Source organism: Thiothrix winogradskyi, assembly GCF_021650935.1.
In the GTDB taxonomy this organism is placed as follows: domain Bacteria; phylum Pseudomonadota; class Gammaproteobacteria; order Thiotrichales; family Thiotrichaceae; genus Thiothrix; species Thiothrix winogradskyi.
Genome location: NZ_CP091244.1, coordinates 3224088 through 3238460, shown reverse-complemented (window position 1 = coordinate 3238460; position 14373 = coordinate 3224088). Strand labels below are relative to the sequence as shown.

The window sequence follows — 14373 nt, the reverse complement described above, 5'->3', positions numbered from 1 at the left end:
CATTTATCCACAGCTTTCCCACCGTTCTATCCCTAACGCTTGCCGCTGATTTTCGTTAAACTTAGCACATGGCAGACTCATACGAATCACTCAAAATTCCCCCGCATTCCATCGAAGCCGAACAATCTGTTCTGGGCGGCTTGTTGCTGAGCGGGTTGGCTAACGATAGTACCGCGTGGGATACCATTGCGGATAAAATAACCGAAGGTGACTTTTACCGGCAAGATCACCGCCTCATTTTCCGCGCGATCGCCGATTTGGTGGAAGACAGTAAACCGCTGGATTTGGTCACGGTGTCGGAATGGCTCAAGCAGCGCAATGAACTGGAGAATGCCGGTGGCTTTGCGTACTTGGCAACAATGGCGAAAGACACTCCCAGCGCCGCTAATATTCGTGCCTATGCTGACATCGTGCGCGAAAAATCGGTGCTGCGCCAACTAATCAGCGTGGGGACAGGCATTGCCGATTCCGCCTTCACTGCCCAAGGTCGCCCCAGTAAAGAATTGCTGGATGAAGCTGAACAAAAAGTTTTCAAAATCGCAGAGCAAGGCACAAAACAAGGGCAAGTGTTCAAGCCGCTGAAAAATTTGCTCAAAGTTACCTTGGCGCATATCGAGGAATTAAGCAAACTCGACACCAATATTACCGGCGTTTCCACCGGCTATAGCCAATTGGATGAAATGACTTCAGGTTTGCAGAAGGGGGACTTGATCATCGTGGCGGGCAGGCCGTCCATGGGGAAATGCATTGTTACTGGCAGCCGCGTACTGAATCCGATCACGGGTCGCTTAGAGGTTATTGATGATTTGGTTGCCCGACAACAAGGCTCGCTGGCTACGCTAAACGCACAACTACGTTTGCAAGTCGCGCAACCGTCGCAATACGTTGATGATGGCATCAAGCCGGTGTTCCGGGTACGCACTGCGCTTGGGCGTGAAATCACCACCACGTTGACGCATCCTTTCCTTACGATTGAAGGTTGGAAGCCATTAGCGGACATTAAGATCGGCAAACGTATTGCCGTGCCACGTATTTTGCCGTTTTTTGGTAAAGGCACGCTGTCAGAACAGCGCACCAAACTCATCGCTTATTTTTTAACTGATGGTGGCTTGACACAAAGTTGCCCGCAATTTACCAATATTAACCCTCGGATACGCCAAGATTTTATTGCAGCCCTCGACGATTTTCCGGGCGTGCAATGGCGCTTGGAAGACAGCAAGGGGCAACGCACCCCTAGTATTCGTGTGGCAACTGATACCGTATTTCAGCACGAAGCGAGGCAAGATTTTGCTGCTCGTTTCAAATACCGCTTGCAAGAACTTTCCCTAAGTTTGAATGCATTGGCGCGACAACTAGGCGTTGCCGTGGCAACGGTACATTATTGGTCAGTAGGTAAAGCGGTTCCTGCTGGGGATATGTTCAGTATTTTGTGTCGGGAGCTTCAGGTGGAACCCTCAGCGTTAATGCCTCATGGCAGTGCTGCAACGACACGTTCTGCGCCAAATCCAGTGACGGAATGGTTACAAACATTGGGTTTGATGGGCAAAAATGCTCATGAAAAGCGTATACCTGCGCCTGTATATGAATTGCCACGTGCATTGATGGCGGTTTTCCTGAATCGAGCGTTTGCGTGTGATGGCAGTGTCTACGTCCAAAACGGTGTCCAAGCGGGTATTTCGTATAGCACGGTTAGCTATGCATTAGCGCGGGATATGCAGCATTTATTGGTACGTTTTGGCATTCTTGCGAAATTACGCCATCGGCAAATACGGTATCAGGGCGAGTATCGTGCCGCTTATGAATTGCGTATTACACATCAGCAACACGTTCGCCAATTTTTAGAAGAAATTGGCGTGTACGGTAAAGAAGAAGCCGTGCAAAAAGCCTTGACGGTCAGCCAAGAAAAAACACCCAAAGTCATCTTAGATACGTTACCAAGTGAAACATGGGCAATTGTTGCAGACTGCAAAGGAGAGCTGACTTGGGCTGAATTAGCTCAACGCATGGGGCGTAAACCCGGACATAACTTCCATGTGGATAAGCGCGGCATAAGTCGTGAGTTATTGGCAGAAATGGCAGTCGCGTTATCATCTGATAGACTTGCTGCGCTTGCGCACAGTGATCTTTATTGGGATGAAATTGAATCCATTGATTATTTGGGTGAACAGCAAGTTTATGATTTGAGCGTACCGAATACGCACAATTTTGTTGCGGATGATGTGCTGGTACATAACACCACCTTTTCGATGAACATTGCCGAATACGCCGCTGCGCATAAAAAACTCCCGACTGCCGTATTCAGCATGGAAATGCCCGCCGAACAGCTTACCCTGCGTCTGCTGTCTTCGATGGGGCGGGTTGACCAGCACCGCATTCGGACGGGAAAACTCACCGATGAAGATTGGCCGCGCATTGCCACGGCGGTGAAAATTTTTGCCGATGTACCCATGTTCATCGATGATAGTCCCGCACTTTCCCCGACCGAAGTTCGCGCCCGCGCCCGTCGTCTGATGCGTGAACACGGGCAACTCGGCTTGATTGTGTTGGACTACCTGCAACTGATGCAAACCGGCACGAGCACCGACAACCGCACGGCAGAAATTTCCGAAATCTCACGCGGTTTGAAGTCGCTGGCAAAGGAACTCGCCGTTCCCGTGATCGCATTGTCACAGCTCAATCGCAGTTTGGAGCAACGCCCCAATAAACGCCCGGTAATGTCGGATTTACGTGAATCGGGCGCGATTGAACAAGATGCAGATTTAATCATCTTCATCTACCGTGATGAAGTCTACAACCCCGAATCCCCCGACAAAGGCACGGCAGAAATCATCATTGCCAAGCAGCGTAACGGGCCGATTGGCAGTTTGCGGTTAACGTTCCTCGGTAAATACACCCGTTTTGAGAATTTTACCCCTGACATTTATACCCCAGGATTTGAATAATTGGCACAAACCGCTACACTGCCCGCATGAAACGATCTGCACGCGCCATTATTGATACTGCTGCCCTGCGGCATAACCTTGCACGCTGCCGCGAAGCTGCGCCTAATAGTTTGGCAATGGCTGTAATCAAAGCCAATGCTTACGGGCATAATATGCTCAAAGCGGCTGAAGCCCTTAGCAATGCGAACGGTTTCGCGGTCTCATGCCTGCCGGAAGCGACAGAATTGCGTCAGGCACGTTTTATCCACCCCATTTTGGTATTGCAGGGTTTTAATAATCTTCAAGGTATGAAAGTTGCTGCCGAACACCGTTTCCGCGTCGTGTTGCATGACCTTTCCCAACTCGAATTGCTCGATAGTGCGCCTGCTGCGGTGAAAGTGGATGTTGCGTTGAAACTGGATACCGGAATGCACCGTCTGGGGTTTCCGGTCGAGCAAGCGCAGCATTTATTTGCACGCTTGGTTAAACACCCAAACGTCAAGCCCAATCCGTGGTTGATGACGCACATGGCGTGCGCCGATGAGTTAGATAGTGACAAAACCCCGCAGCAACTGGAACGCTTTGCCAAATACACCGCTGGGTTGCAAGCACCGCGTAGCATCGGTAATTCCGCCAGTATTTTGGGTTGGCCGCAAACCCATGTGAACTGGGTACGCCCCGGCATTATGCTGTATGGCTCGTCTCCGTTTGTGAATGGCGATGCTAAACGTGACGGTTTGCAGCCGGTGATGAGCTTGGTGGCACCGCTGATTTCTATCCATACCATTCCGAAAGGCGAAAGTATTGGTTATGGGGCAAGCTGGATATGCCCGGAGGATACCCGCACTGGTGTAGTGGCGATTGGTTATGCCGACGGTTATCCACGCCATGCACCAACGGGAACACCGGTTTGGATAAACGGCAAGCAAACGCGCCTGCTAGGGCGTGTGTCGATGGATATGATCGTGATCGACCTCACCGCCATTGAAGCACGGGTTGGAGATCAGGTTGAACTATGGGGCAAGCACCTTTCCGTTGATAGAGTTGCCCAAGCCGCAGGGACGATTAGTTACGAAATCCTGTGCAATGCAGGTAATCTTTGTAGGCATGAATATCTTTGATGAAATAAATCTTTTTTTATTGCTGATAATTAAATAAGAATTTGCTATCCTATTTTTTGAACACATTAATCAAATCATGGATGGGCTCCAGATGGCAACAGCAAGATACACCGTAAAAGGTGGTCGCCGTGAACAAATGAAACGTGAATTGATCGGCTTGGTGATCGGCACAACATTGCTGATGGCGGGCATGGCTTTTCTGTTTTCGCAAAGTATTGTGGCAAGCAGCACCAGTGATACCTCTACTAAAATAGCTGAAGCACCAAGCGTAGCCAAGCTTCCAGAGCCAGCAGCAAGTCCAGCGGTATCAGAACAGGCAACCACACCCGTTGCTCCCGCGAGTAGCCCAAGTGTGGCAGCCGTTGCTGATCAAGCCGAACCAGAGACAACTGCCGTGACGGTTCCAGCCTTGGCGGCGCTTACCGTGCCGCAGCCGGAAATACCTGAGAAGGCTCCGGCGACCCCTGCTACTCCGGCTGAAGCATCAGAAAAAATAATTGAAGCGTCAACCACACCAACTGAGCCTGACAGCAGCAGCACAACGGTAGCTACTGGCTGGATTTATGCCGGGCAATTTACCAATGGCAAGTGGTCTGAGCAGGGCTTGAAAATTGGAGCAGAATTGCCCGTCAGTGGTGCCAAGTATGCCTTAACGTGGGGCGCAACCGTGCGTGAGAATCCTCCCGGCAAGCGCAGCGAAGGTGGTGGTAAATTGAGTAAATCCCTCGGCAATCTGGCTCCCGGTCGTGAAATTGAAATCGTTCAGGTCAAAAAGTCTGGTAGCAAAGGTCATATCTGGCTGGAAATTAAATACCAATGAACCAGTGCCGATACAAGCACTGGCACGTATGGTGCTAAACTTGCAACTATTGTGGCGTTGCGGTTGTCTCTATTGGCATCATGATGTTAAGTATTCGTACCAAATTGTTTATGGCTATCTTCCTCGCCTGCCTGCTGATTGCTGGCGGGCTGGGGGCGATACTGCAATATCGGCTCAACCGCAGTTTTCTGGATTATCTCAATGAGCAAGAAAGTCGCTCGCTAACGCAACTGGAAAGCCGCTTGGTCGAAGTCTATGAAAGCCGTGGCAGTTGGGAGGAGCTTGAACAGAATCCCCAGCTATGGACATCCATTCTCATGTCAGCAGTACGCAGTAGCTTTTTCCCGGCTAATGGCGACAAGTTTGACCCAGAACCGCCTTTCCCACCCCCTCCCTTGCGTGAACGTGAATTGGGCAGAATGCCCTCGCCACGCGCTCATATTGCGCAACGGATGGAGCGCTTTGTGGGGCGTATGATCTTATTGGATGCCAAACGTGAATGGGTGAAGGGTAGTAATCGCTTGGGTGTGCCGGATAATTTGTTGGAGCTAAAATCAGCGGGTAAAACCATTGGTTATTTAGGGATGCATCGTCGCCAGAGTCTGACGGAAAAAGTGGATGTGGATTTTGCTGCCCGCTTGCAACGCACAGTGTGGCTGGTGGTGTTCTTACTGGCTTTACCGATGGCGGGGCTATTGTCATTTTTATTGGCACGGCATTTGGGTAAACCGATTCAAGCCTTACGCAACGGCACGCGCCAACTGTCGGATGGCAATTACAGCCTGCGGATGACACCGCAAGGGCGCGATGAACTGGGTTTGCTGACCCGCGATTTCAACGAGTTGGCAGAACGCTTGCAGCAGAATGAAGCCTCGCGCAAGCAATGGATTGCCGATATTGCTCACGAATTGCGTACCCCACTGGCGATTTTGCGCGGCGAAATTGAAGCGCTGCAAGACGGTATCAATCAGCCGAATACCACGACATTAGCTTCCTTGCATCAGGAGGTGAGCCATTTGCAGCGCTTGGTCGGTGATCTCTATGACCTTTCCATGTCAGACAGTGGGGCGCTCAGTTATCGCAAAGAAACCCTTGATATTGTCGCATTGTTGCGTGAAACCCTGACCCTGCATCACACTGTGTTGCAAGAACAGGGGTTACAAGTGCAAACGCAAGGTTTGGCACAGCAAGCGGTGCTGGTGCAAGGCGATCCTCAACGTTTACAACAATTGTTCAAAAATCTGTTGGAAAATAGCCTGCGTTATACCGATAAGCCGGGGCAATTACACCTCAGCACCCAGTTACAAGCAGGGTGGATTGATATTCTGTTTGAAGATTCTTCCCCCGGTGTGCCGAATGACGCATTGCCACATTTGTTTGAACGTTTGTTCCGGGTGGAAAGTTCGCGCAACCGAGCAACCGGCGGGGCAGGTTTAGGCTTGAGCATTTGCCGTAATATCGTTGAAGCACATGGCGGCACACTTAGTGCGGCTCATGCGGCACTCGGTGGGCTGCAAATTCGTGTCCACTTACCACTGCATCGTTAACTGGATAAGGGCATGGAACAGATCCTGATTGTTGAAGATGAACCCAAAATTGCCGATTTGCTGCAAAAATATCTGCAAAACGCCAATTACCGTACCCATTGGCTCAATAGCGGTCTTGGTGTGGGCGAATGGGTACGCCAAACTTCCCCCAACCTCATCTTGCTTGACCTCATGTTACCGGGCAAAGATGGCTTGGAGGTGTGTAAGGAAATCCGCCAGTTTTCCCTGATTCCGATCATTATACTGACAGCAAAGGTCGAGGAAATTGACCGTTTGTTGGGTTTGGAACTGGGTGCGGATGACTATATTTGCAAACCGTTTAGCCCGCGTGAAGTAGTGGCACGGGTTAAAGCCGTGTTGCGGCGTGGGCAGGTTATGTCTGCGGATATATCAGGCGCGGCGATGACTTCCAACCCTACCCCTGTTTTATTGGCGCTGGATCGTGACCGTTTAGTGGTCAGAGCCGGGCAGCAGGAGATTACCCTAACACTGGTGGAATTTGAATTGCTGGCGACGCTGAAACAACAACCGGGCAGAATCTTCGGGCGCGACCAATTAATGAATAAGGTGTATAGCGATAATCGCATTGTGTCTGACCGCACAATTGACAGTCATATCAAAAAATTACGTAAAAAACTGTCAGAAATTTTACCAAATCAAGAGCTTATCCACTCAGTCTACTCGGTGGGTTACAAGTTCGAGGTGTAATTTCGCCGTGTGACTTCCGCATTGTTTGCACAATTGCAGCAAATTTGGTGCGCAATCTGCCTGTAATATGTTCCTCATCAACCAAGTTATTGATTAACGAGTTACAAAAGAGGAACACAACATGAAAAAAGCATTAATCGCAGTAGCATTGATCGGCGCAATGGGCGCTTCCGTTGCATTCGCTGACCACGGTTTTGGTGGCGGCAAAGGCATGGATCGCATGAAAACCTTCCTTGGTCTGAGCGATACGCAATCTGCGCAAGTGGATAGCATTATGCAAGAACAGCAAACCAAAATGCAGGCTTTGCGCGATGAGACCAAGCAGCGCATCCAAGTCTTGTTGACACCGGAACAAGCGGCTAAATTCCAAGAAATGGAACAGCAACGCGGCGAACGCAAAGGCAATCGCATGGGCGGTTTTCAGGGTAATATGCAACCACCTGCCGCGCCTGCGCCCGGTAATTTTGGCGGTTTTTAAGTCGGCTTGATTATTTTTATTTAGTCTTATTTTGAGTCATATTTCACCTCGCTTAGGGCAGTCTATGGACTGCCCATTTTTTTGTCTTCAAAAAATTTATTTATTTTAACCTGAGTTCGGGATAAGCCATCCCTCAATTTAGATCACAACCAATGCTGATGTTTTTAAATCCAGTGCTGGTTTTTTATCTTGATAGGCATATGACACCAAGCCAGCAATGATGTTAATCATATAGTTAGTGAGTGAACGGTGGCGTGAATGCTCAATTTGTGAAATATTTTTCAACTGATCATTGATGGTTTCGATGATGCTCCGTTTACGCAACATCAGTGTATCGAACGTGTCACGCGCCACGGGTTTCATGTTTTTCTTCAGCGAGGTAATCCATTCAACCCCTTGCTCTGCCAACGATTCTGTCAATGCCTTGGAAATGTAGCCACGATCACCAAAGACTTTGCCGACCACTTTTTTCAGCAACGTGGGAACGGGCTTACGGTCATCGGTATTACCCGAAGTAATGGCAAACGATAAAATATTGCCGCAGTCATCCACGACCAAATGAAGTTTGAACCCATAAAACCAGCCTGTTGACGATTTACCCCGCCCTGCGTCTTTGCGAAAGGTGTGATGACGTGGAATACGCAAATTTTCACAGACTTTCAAGGGGTAGAGTCTATGAAGGCAATACCTCGCCCCGTTTCACAGCGTTGCTGCATAAACAGGGTTAGTGGCAAAAGAACACGCGGCATTAACTCAATAAAACGTTGATAACTAGGGAGTTGCGGGAAATGACCCTTAAGAAATACTTTGACATGACGCTCATAATACCACTTGAAAGTACGATACCCCACTTGGTGGTAATGCACCAAAATCGTCATGATTTCACTATCGCCAAGACCACTGTGGCGACGACGATGCCCGCCTTTCGGGGTCAATAACGTTTTGTTCCATTCGGGATGAAAGTCCTGACAAAAATCGTCAATGGCACAGAATAACCGTGTTAGCATCTCAGTAGCAGCCTTTGGTGGGGTCAATGTTGTGTGTGGTTACTCACATTCTCCCATGAAAGGCTGCGCCTTACCTTATCCCGAACTCAGGTTATTTTAATGATTTAAGTAATAAATTGAATTAAGCAAAATTTTCCCAATATTGATTAATGATTGTGTATTACTGAATAAATTAAGCTAAAAAAACCTGTCTATTTGAAAAAATTGACTAGAATTAGCGTAACACATTTCAGAACAATCAACAGGGAAGGTGAATATGTTGGATACGATCACAGATAATGATGACCTGACGCCAATGCAAGAGTACGCAATTGCGGGTGGGGTAATCCTATTATTTGGGTTGCTTTATTGGTTTTTGAATCATGGCGACGGTGACGACACAGCGCTGATGTCCGCTAATACACAAGCACCGCAAGTAGTGATGATGGCAGCGGAGCCAGCGTCTGCTGATAAGGCTACGGTTACGGCGGAGGCAACTGAGGTAAGCACAGCGGTAGCTGCCAAGAAGGCGGATGCTGGTGATGCCGTTTTAACAGCTAAAGCAGCGCCGGAACCGCTTCAAACTACCCCGGCAGCGCCAGAGCCGATGCAAACTACCCAAGCGGCAGCGGCAACAGCCGCATTGGATGCAGGACCTGTTGGTTCGGCAAGTTCAGGTGCTGATAGCACGCCAAGCACACCGCCAGCACCGCAATCGACACAGTATACGCTTCCTGATGGTAGTCAGATTGACATGGCTTCCAGCCGTTTCGGGCTGGCGTTCCGTGATGCGATTGCCAAGCGTGACGTTGATAAGCCGATTGTTTTCGATGAAATCAAATTTGACTCTGGGTCAAGTAAACCAAATAGCCAATCGACCACGCAGATTCAGCAAGTGGTGGCATTGTTACACGCCAATCCAGACATTAAATTATTGATTCGTGGGCATACGGATGAAGTCGGTACTGCCAAAGATAACACGGAACTGTCGTTGATCCGCGCCAATGAAATAGGCGTTGCCTTGGTTCAGGCGGGTATAGACCGTAAACGTTTACGCATTATGGGCATGGGCAGTTCGGAACCTATCAGTATTGATAATACCGATTCGGCGCGTGAGCGTAATCGGCGTATTGATGCCTTGATTCTTAAATAATCGCAATATTCACACAGTAACCTCATTTAATTGACAGGAGTAATCACTATGGATGGAATCTCATCATCTCTCACCAGTATGTTAGGGGGGCTAGCCTCCGGTAAACTCGGTCATGCCTTGATCGGTTTAGCAATTCTGATTGTAGGGTTGATTGTCGTCAGCTTTATTGCTGGCTTTATCAGACGTATGCTGGGAAAAGTGGGTTTCTTGCAGCGTTCTAATTTGGCGAAGCCACTGGCTTCCTTGATTAAAGCCTTGCTGACCATTTTTGTGCTCATGGCGGTATTGCAGCATTTTGGGTTAACCGACGTGTTAGCGCCTTTGAAAACCATGCTGAATAAGTTCCTGGCGGCTATCCCCAATATTATCGGGGCAGGCGTGATTGGTTACGCGGGTTGGGTAATCGCGAAAATTGTTTCGGAATTAACCGGCGTTGCCCTCGGCAAAGTTGACCGTCAATTGGCGCTTAAAATGGGCGATCAAGGCACACAAGGCGTGAAGCTGTCTAAAATCGGCAGTTCTTTCATCTTTGCCGCTATCCTGATTCCCGTTGCCGTTAGTGCTTTGGGGGTTTTGAATATCCCGTCGATTACGGAACCGGCATCGGGTATGTTGAATAAGTTGTTGGCAGCTATTCCGAATATCATTGGTGCTGGCATTATTCTGGCAGTCACGTATTTTGTTGCCAAGTTTGTGGTGTCGATGCTGACCAGCGTGTTGGATGGCGTCAACCTCAATGGTATGCCACAAAAACTAGGCTTGACCGGCGTGTTTAGTGACTCATTCACCCCTACCAAATTGGTTGGCAATGTGATTATGTTCTTTGCCATGTTGACGGCGGCAACGGCGGCGGTTAACACCTTGGGTATTGATATTATTTCCAATATCTTTGCTAAAGTGCTGGAGTTTGGTGGCGGTATCTTGGTGGGGGGCGTTATCCTGTTGGTGGGTTATTTCCTGAGTACCTTGGCTTATAACAAGTTGAGTCAGTACGGTAGCGCCGGGATTGCCAGTATCGCACGTTTCGCCATTTTGGGCTTAGTGCTGGCAATGGGGCTGCGGGCAATGGGTCTGGCAGATAATATCGTGAATATGGCATTTGGCTTCACGTTAGGTGCAGTGGCGATTGCAGCGGCGTTGGCATTTGGCTTAGGTGGGCGTGAAGCGGCTAAGCGGATTGCGAATAGCTGGGCAGATAAAATCAAATAACCGCGTTTGATCATGCCAATAGAGGAAGGGGAGTATTTTCATACTCCCCTTTTTTTGTTTACCAGTAAGTACCCTTGCCGCCTTGAGATTGCGTTGCTGTTTGTGCAGCCGTGCTAACCACACCAGCTTTACGCATCAGATCCGCCAATTCACGTTGCTGACTGGCATCTTGGCAAGCGGCGGTGGCTTTGGCATACAGGCTTTCGGCTTTGCTGCTATTGCCCCATTTTTGCGCCAGTTCCGCCATGTAGGCGAAGTGGAAATGGTTTTGAGCTTTGGATTCGCCTTTGTCCAAAATGATTTGCGCTTGTGCGTCGTCATCCAAATGCTCTTTGACGGCTTTGGCGAGCTTGTTGTACTCGAAAGTACTGGCGTTGCTGGCATCCAGTTTTTCCAGTTGCGCGGAGTAGAATTGCTGCGTCCAAGTTTTGCCAAACTCGGTGTCGCTGAGTTGCTTGCTGACGGTTTCGCCGAGGTTGCGCACTTGGGCAAAGGTATTGCTGTTGTTCGCGGCTAAGTCGAGCAAACGGGCTAACCATGCTTTGTCTTTCACCAGATTGCCAACGGAAACGATCAGGGGTTGGTAAGCGGCAAAGCTGAACGTGCCTGCATCCTGCATTTTTTCTTCCGCCGTGGTCAGCAATTGGCTGGCGTAAGAGGTGTCTTCCAGTTCTTCGACCACCGCGCTTGCGAGTGCAATGAACTGGTTGGGGCGGGTTAGGGTTTTTTCCTGATTTTGGAATTCGGTGTAACGTGCTTGGCTGGCTTCGCGTTTAGCCAATTTCGCACCGATACGGTCGTTGCGCTCGGCATCATCTGCCAGCAATTGCTTGGAGGCATTTGCCAGTTTGCGCATTTCATCGAGGGAACTGACGTTAGCTTCGGCTTTGTCGAGTGCTTGGATGACGACGGTATTGTCGCCCGGTGTCAGTTTGTGCGCCCGTTGTGCCACGTCTAACACTTGCGCATTGGTTTCGGTCAGTTCCAACGCTTTTTGCAGGGATGTGGCAGCGAGCGCGGCATCGGCTGGGTTTTTCGCCAGCGCTTCGAGGATGCTGGTGGCGTCAGTGTAAACTTTGCAAGCGTCAACCGCTTTGGCGTACAGGGCGTTGGTTTTGGCAGGGTCTTGCAGGTTGGCGTTGACTTCGCCCGCCAGTGAGACTAAGGCGGCAGCAGTCGTGGCTTTGCTTTCAGCAGCAGCGTAAATATTGGCAACGCGGTCTTTGTCACCGAGGTTGTCATTGACCGCTTTTGCCAGCATCGCCAAGTCCGTATGGGTGCTGAGCTTGCTGGCGAGTTTGTCGTAAGCCTTGCCTGCGATGGTTTTGTCGTCCATGTTGGCAGCAGCGGCACTGGCGAGTTTCAGCAGGTCTTCTTTGCCGCTGAATTCGTTCAGTGCAACACCGTACATCTCTTTAGCCGTGGCTTGGTCGCCCAGCAAGCTGGCGTAACCGGTGGCAAGGTCGAGGTTTTCTTCACCACTCATGGCGAAGTTTTTGCCTTGTTCCAGCAAGTCTTCGGCTTTGGCTTTGTCGCCGAGCAGGTTCATGAAACCACCCGCGAGTGCGACGAATTGCGCGGGGAACATGCAGTTGCTTTCCGCATCGGCTAGTGTGGCGGCAACTTCTTTATCATCGCCGAACAGGTCTTTCAAACCTTTCGCGAAGCTCACCACGTCGGCAGTTTCGCTGCTGGAAGGTGCGGCCTTTTTGAAGACCATCAGCGCGGTAGTGGGGTTGCCGCTGTTTTTAATGTCGCTTGCCAGTTTCTGGTAATCGGCAATGCTTTTGCAGTTGGCAGTGACTTTGCTGAACAGTTTGTTGGCAAGCGCATTGTCTTGCAGTGCGTCTTGGACGTAGCCTGCATAAGACAGTAATTCGGTGGTGTTGGTGGTTTCGCTGATGGCTTCTTCCAACAGGGCGCGGCCTTTGTCGCGGTCGCCGAGGAATTTGGCAATGCTATAGCCGGTTTCGGCTTTTTCTTTGGCATCAAAGCAGGCATTGGCTGCTTCGTCGTATAGGGCTGCGGCTTTGTCGTTATCACCAGCCGCTACATAGCCTTCCGCAACAGCGACGTAATGCGCGGGGAAAGAGCAGTTGGATTCGCCTTTTGCCAGCAATTCTTTGGCGTAGTCCAAATCGGCGGGTTCGGCTGCGGCTTGTTTAGCAAGGGCGGCGTATGAGGCTGCGTCGTTGCAGGCGGATGCTTGTGCGCTGAGTTCTTCGCGGGTTGCCATGTGTCCTCCAAAAGCGATTAAGGCGAAATTGACGAGTAATTGGTGTTGTAAAGCATATTGGCGATGGGTTCAAGTGTAGCGCTTAGCCTTACCGCTCATAAGGGGAAAATGTCTGCTCGTCTGAAGGTAATCGGTACTTGCGGTACAAGCGCGAAGAATGGGACATGCCAAATTGGGCATATACCCCTAACACTGGAGGATTCACGATGACAGGGATAACACAGGGCAGTAGCATCAAGCCAACGCAGACTGCTACTCAAAACAGCAGCAGTTCAGCCGCTACGCTGGCAACTGCTACTAGCGTGCTTGGCGATGCGGTGAAAGCCATTCAAAGCAAGTCAGGCAACAACACCTTTGGAAAAGGCGATAATGAAGCCCTAATCAAGCTCATTATGCAGTTGATTCAGGTGATTGGTGACAAATTGCCCCCGACTGAGCCATCCAAGCCGCAGCCTAAACCGCTGCAACTGACGCGGCAGCAAGACAAAGCGGTGCGCGAACGTTTCGATATTAATGGTGCGTTGAGTTACGAGGTGCTGGATAGTAAAAAGGATGGCAAGCTCAGTGCTGGCGATACCTTGGTCATTTCCGGCGGCATTACCGGTGGGGAAATTTCGCGGAAGAAATTGACAGCACAGGATGTTAAAGCCATTAATGCAGGCGGTTCTACAAGCTCAGATGCGCAACAACAGTTGGACGCGAACCGCAAAAAGTGGGATTCGCTGGATATTGACGATTACTCGTTTACCTTGCAGCGCAATTGCTTCTGTCGGGGCGATGCGATTCGTCCGATTAATATTGAAGTGCGTGATGGGAGCGTGAAGTCGGCTACCTATGCGGATACCGGTGAGTTGCTCCCTGATGATCGCCAGACAAATAGGCAGTCTATTTACAATTTGAATGCTGACGGTTTGTTTAATTTGGTGGAGCAGGGTATCAAAAGCGGTGCGGCTAAGGTTGATGTCAGCTACGACAAGCAATACGGTTTGCCAGCGTCGATTTATATTGATCAAAGCGTTCAGATAGCGGATGAGGAAATGGGCTACACCATTAGTAATTTCCAGCCAGAACCGCAATTCACGACCTTAGCACTGGGTGAGGAAGACGGTGGTTTGCCGCCAGTGGATGACCCGATTGTGACCACATTGGCAATTGGCGAAGAAGACGGCGGGCATCACGATTACAAATAAGGTG

At 49.9% G+C, this 14373-nt stretch carries 10 protein-coding genes and 1 pseudogene; 9 read left to right on the top strand and 2 right to left on the bottom strand.

All coding sequences use genetic code 11. The features are described 5' to 3' along the window. Positions 1-68 precede the first annotated feature (68 nt). The 6 genes from dnaB to L2Y54_RS16060 all read left to right on the top strand — a co-directional run bounded on the left by dnaB (position 69) and on the right by L2Y54_RS16060 (position 7595). Complete coding sequence (gene dnaB / locus L2Y54_RS16085; RefSeq protein ID WP_236497600.1) at positions 69-2942, top strand: replicative DNA helicase; 2874 nt, start codon at positions 69-71, stop codon at positions 2940-2942. Between the two features lie 26 nt (positions 2943-2968). Further along, a complete protein-coding gene (alr, locus tag L2Y54_RS16080) occupies positions 2969-4042 on the top strand; it encodes an alanine racemase (RefSeq protein ID WP_236497598.1) in 1074 nt (357 codons plus the stop codon). Positions 4043-4133: 91 nt separating this feature from the next. Continuing rightward, on the top strand, positions 4134-4862 hold the full coding sequence (locus tag L2Y54_RS16075) for a hypothetical protein (RefSeq protein ID WP_236497597.1): 729 nt from the start codon (positions 4134-4136) through the stop codon (positions 4860-4862). An 80-nt stretch (positions 4863-4942) separates the two neighbouring features. Continuing rightward, on the top strand, positions 4943-6409 hold the full coding sequence (locus L2Y54_RS16070) for an ATP-binding protein (protein ID WP_236497595.1): 1467 nt from the start codon (positions 4943-4945) through the stop codon (positions 6407-6409). Positions 6410-6421: 12 nt separating this feature from the next. After that, entirely contained in the window at positions 6422-7117 is a 696-nt protein-coding gene (locus L2Y54_RS16065) for a response regulator (protein WP_236497593.1), read from the top strand. Positions 7118-7238: 121 nt separating this feature from the next. Then, positions 7239-7595 carry a Spy/CpxP family protein refolding chaperone gene (locus L2Y54_RS16060; protein WP_236497592.1) on the top strand — a complete coding sequence of 119 codons (357 nt, stop codon included), beginning with the start codon at positions 7239-7241 and terminating at the stop codon, positions 7593-7595. Between the two features lie 138 nt (positions 7596-7733). Here the strand turns inward: L2Y54_RS16060 and L2Y54_RS21980 are convergent. After that, positions 7734-8602: pseudogene (locus L2Y54_RS21980) on the bottom strand (IS982 family transposase). Between the two features lie 256 nt (positions 8603-8858). On the opposite strand from L2Y54_RS21980, the gene L2Y54_RS16045 reads away from it, so the two are divergent. After that, entirely contained in the window at positions 8859-9734 is an 876-nt protein-coding gene (locus L2Y54_RS16045; protein ID WP_236497589.1) for an OmpA family protein, read from the top strand. Positions 9735-9782: 48 nt separating this feature from the next. Then, positions 9783-10943, top strand: coding sequence for a mechanosensitive ion channel (locus L2Y54_RS16040; protein ID WP_236497588.1), 1161 nt, complete (start codon positions 9783-9785; stop codon positions 10941-10943). 58 nt (positions 10944-11001) lie between these two features. Here the strand turns inward: L2Y54_RS16040 and L2Y54_RS16035 are convergent, their stop codons facing one another. Then, a complete protein-coding gene (locus L2Y54_RS16035; RefSeq protein ID WP_236497587.1) occupies positions 11002-13179 on the bottom strand; it encodes a hypothetical protein in 2178 nt (725 codons plus the stop codon). A 206-nt stretch (positions 13180-13385) separates the two neighbouring features. Here L2Y54_RS16035 and L2Y54_RS16030 point away from each other — a divergent pair, with 206 nt between their 5' ends. Next, complete coding sequence (locus L2Y54_RS16030; protein WP_236497586.1) at positions 13386-14369, top strand: DUF6174 domain-containing protein; 984 nt, start codon at positions 13386-13388, stop codon at positions 14367-14369. Positions 14370-14373: the final 4 nt, after the last annotated feature.

Excerpts from the sequence above, each read along its gene's own strand:
- L2Y54_RS16045 (WP_236497589.1), top strand. The coding sequence starts at position 8,859 with ATGTTGGATACGATCACAGATAATGATGACCTGACGCCAATGCAAGAG.
- dnaB (WP_236497600.1), top strand. The coding sequence starts at position 69 with ATGGCAGACTCATACGAATCACTCAAAATTCCCCCGCATTCCATCGAA.
- alr (WP_236497598.1), top strand. The coding sequence starts at position 2,969 with ATGAAACGATCTGCACGCGCCATTATTGATACTGCTGCCCTGCGGCAT.
- L2Y54_RS16040 (WP_236497588.1), top strand. The coding sequence starts at position 9,783 with ATGGATGGAATCTCATCATCTCTCACCAGTATGTTAGGGGGGCTAGCC.
- L2Y54_RS16035 (WP_236497587.1), bottom strand. The coding sequence starts at position 13,179 with ATGGCAACCCGCGAAGAACTCAGCGCACAAGCATCCGCCTGCAACGAC.
- L2Y54_RS16075 (WP_236497597.1), top strand. The coding sequence starts at position 4,134 with ATGGCAACAGCAAGATACACCGTAAAAGGTGGTCGCCGTGAACAAATG.
- L2Y54_RS16070 (WP_236497595.1), top strand. The coding sequence starts at position 4,943 with ATGATGTTAAGTATTCGTACCAAATTGTTTATGGCTATCTTCCTCGCC.
- L2Y54_RS16060 (WP_236497592.1), top strand. The coding sequence starts at position 7,239 with ATGAAAAAAGCATTAATCGCAGTAGCATTGATCGGCGCAATGGGCGCT.
- L2Y54_RS16030 (WP_236497586.1), top strand. The coding sequence starts at position 13,386 with ATGACAGGGATAACACAGGGCAGTAGCATCAAGCCAACGCAGACTGCT.
- L2Y54_RS16065 (WP_236497593.1), top strand. The coding sequence starts at position 6,422 with ATGGAACAGATCCTGATTGTTGAAGATGAACCCAAAATTGCCGATTTG.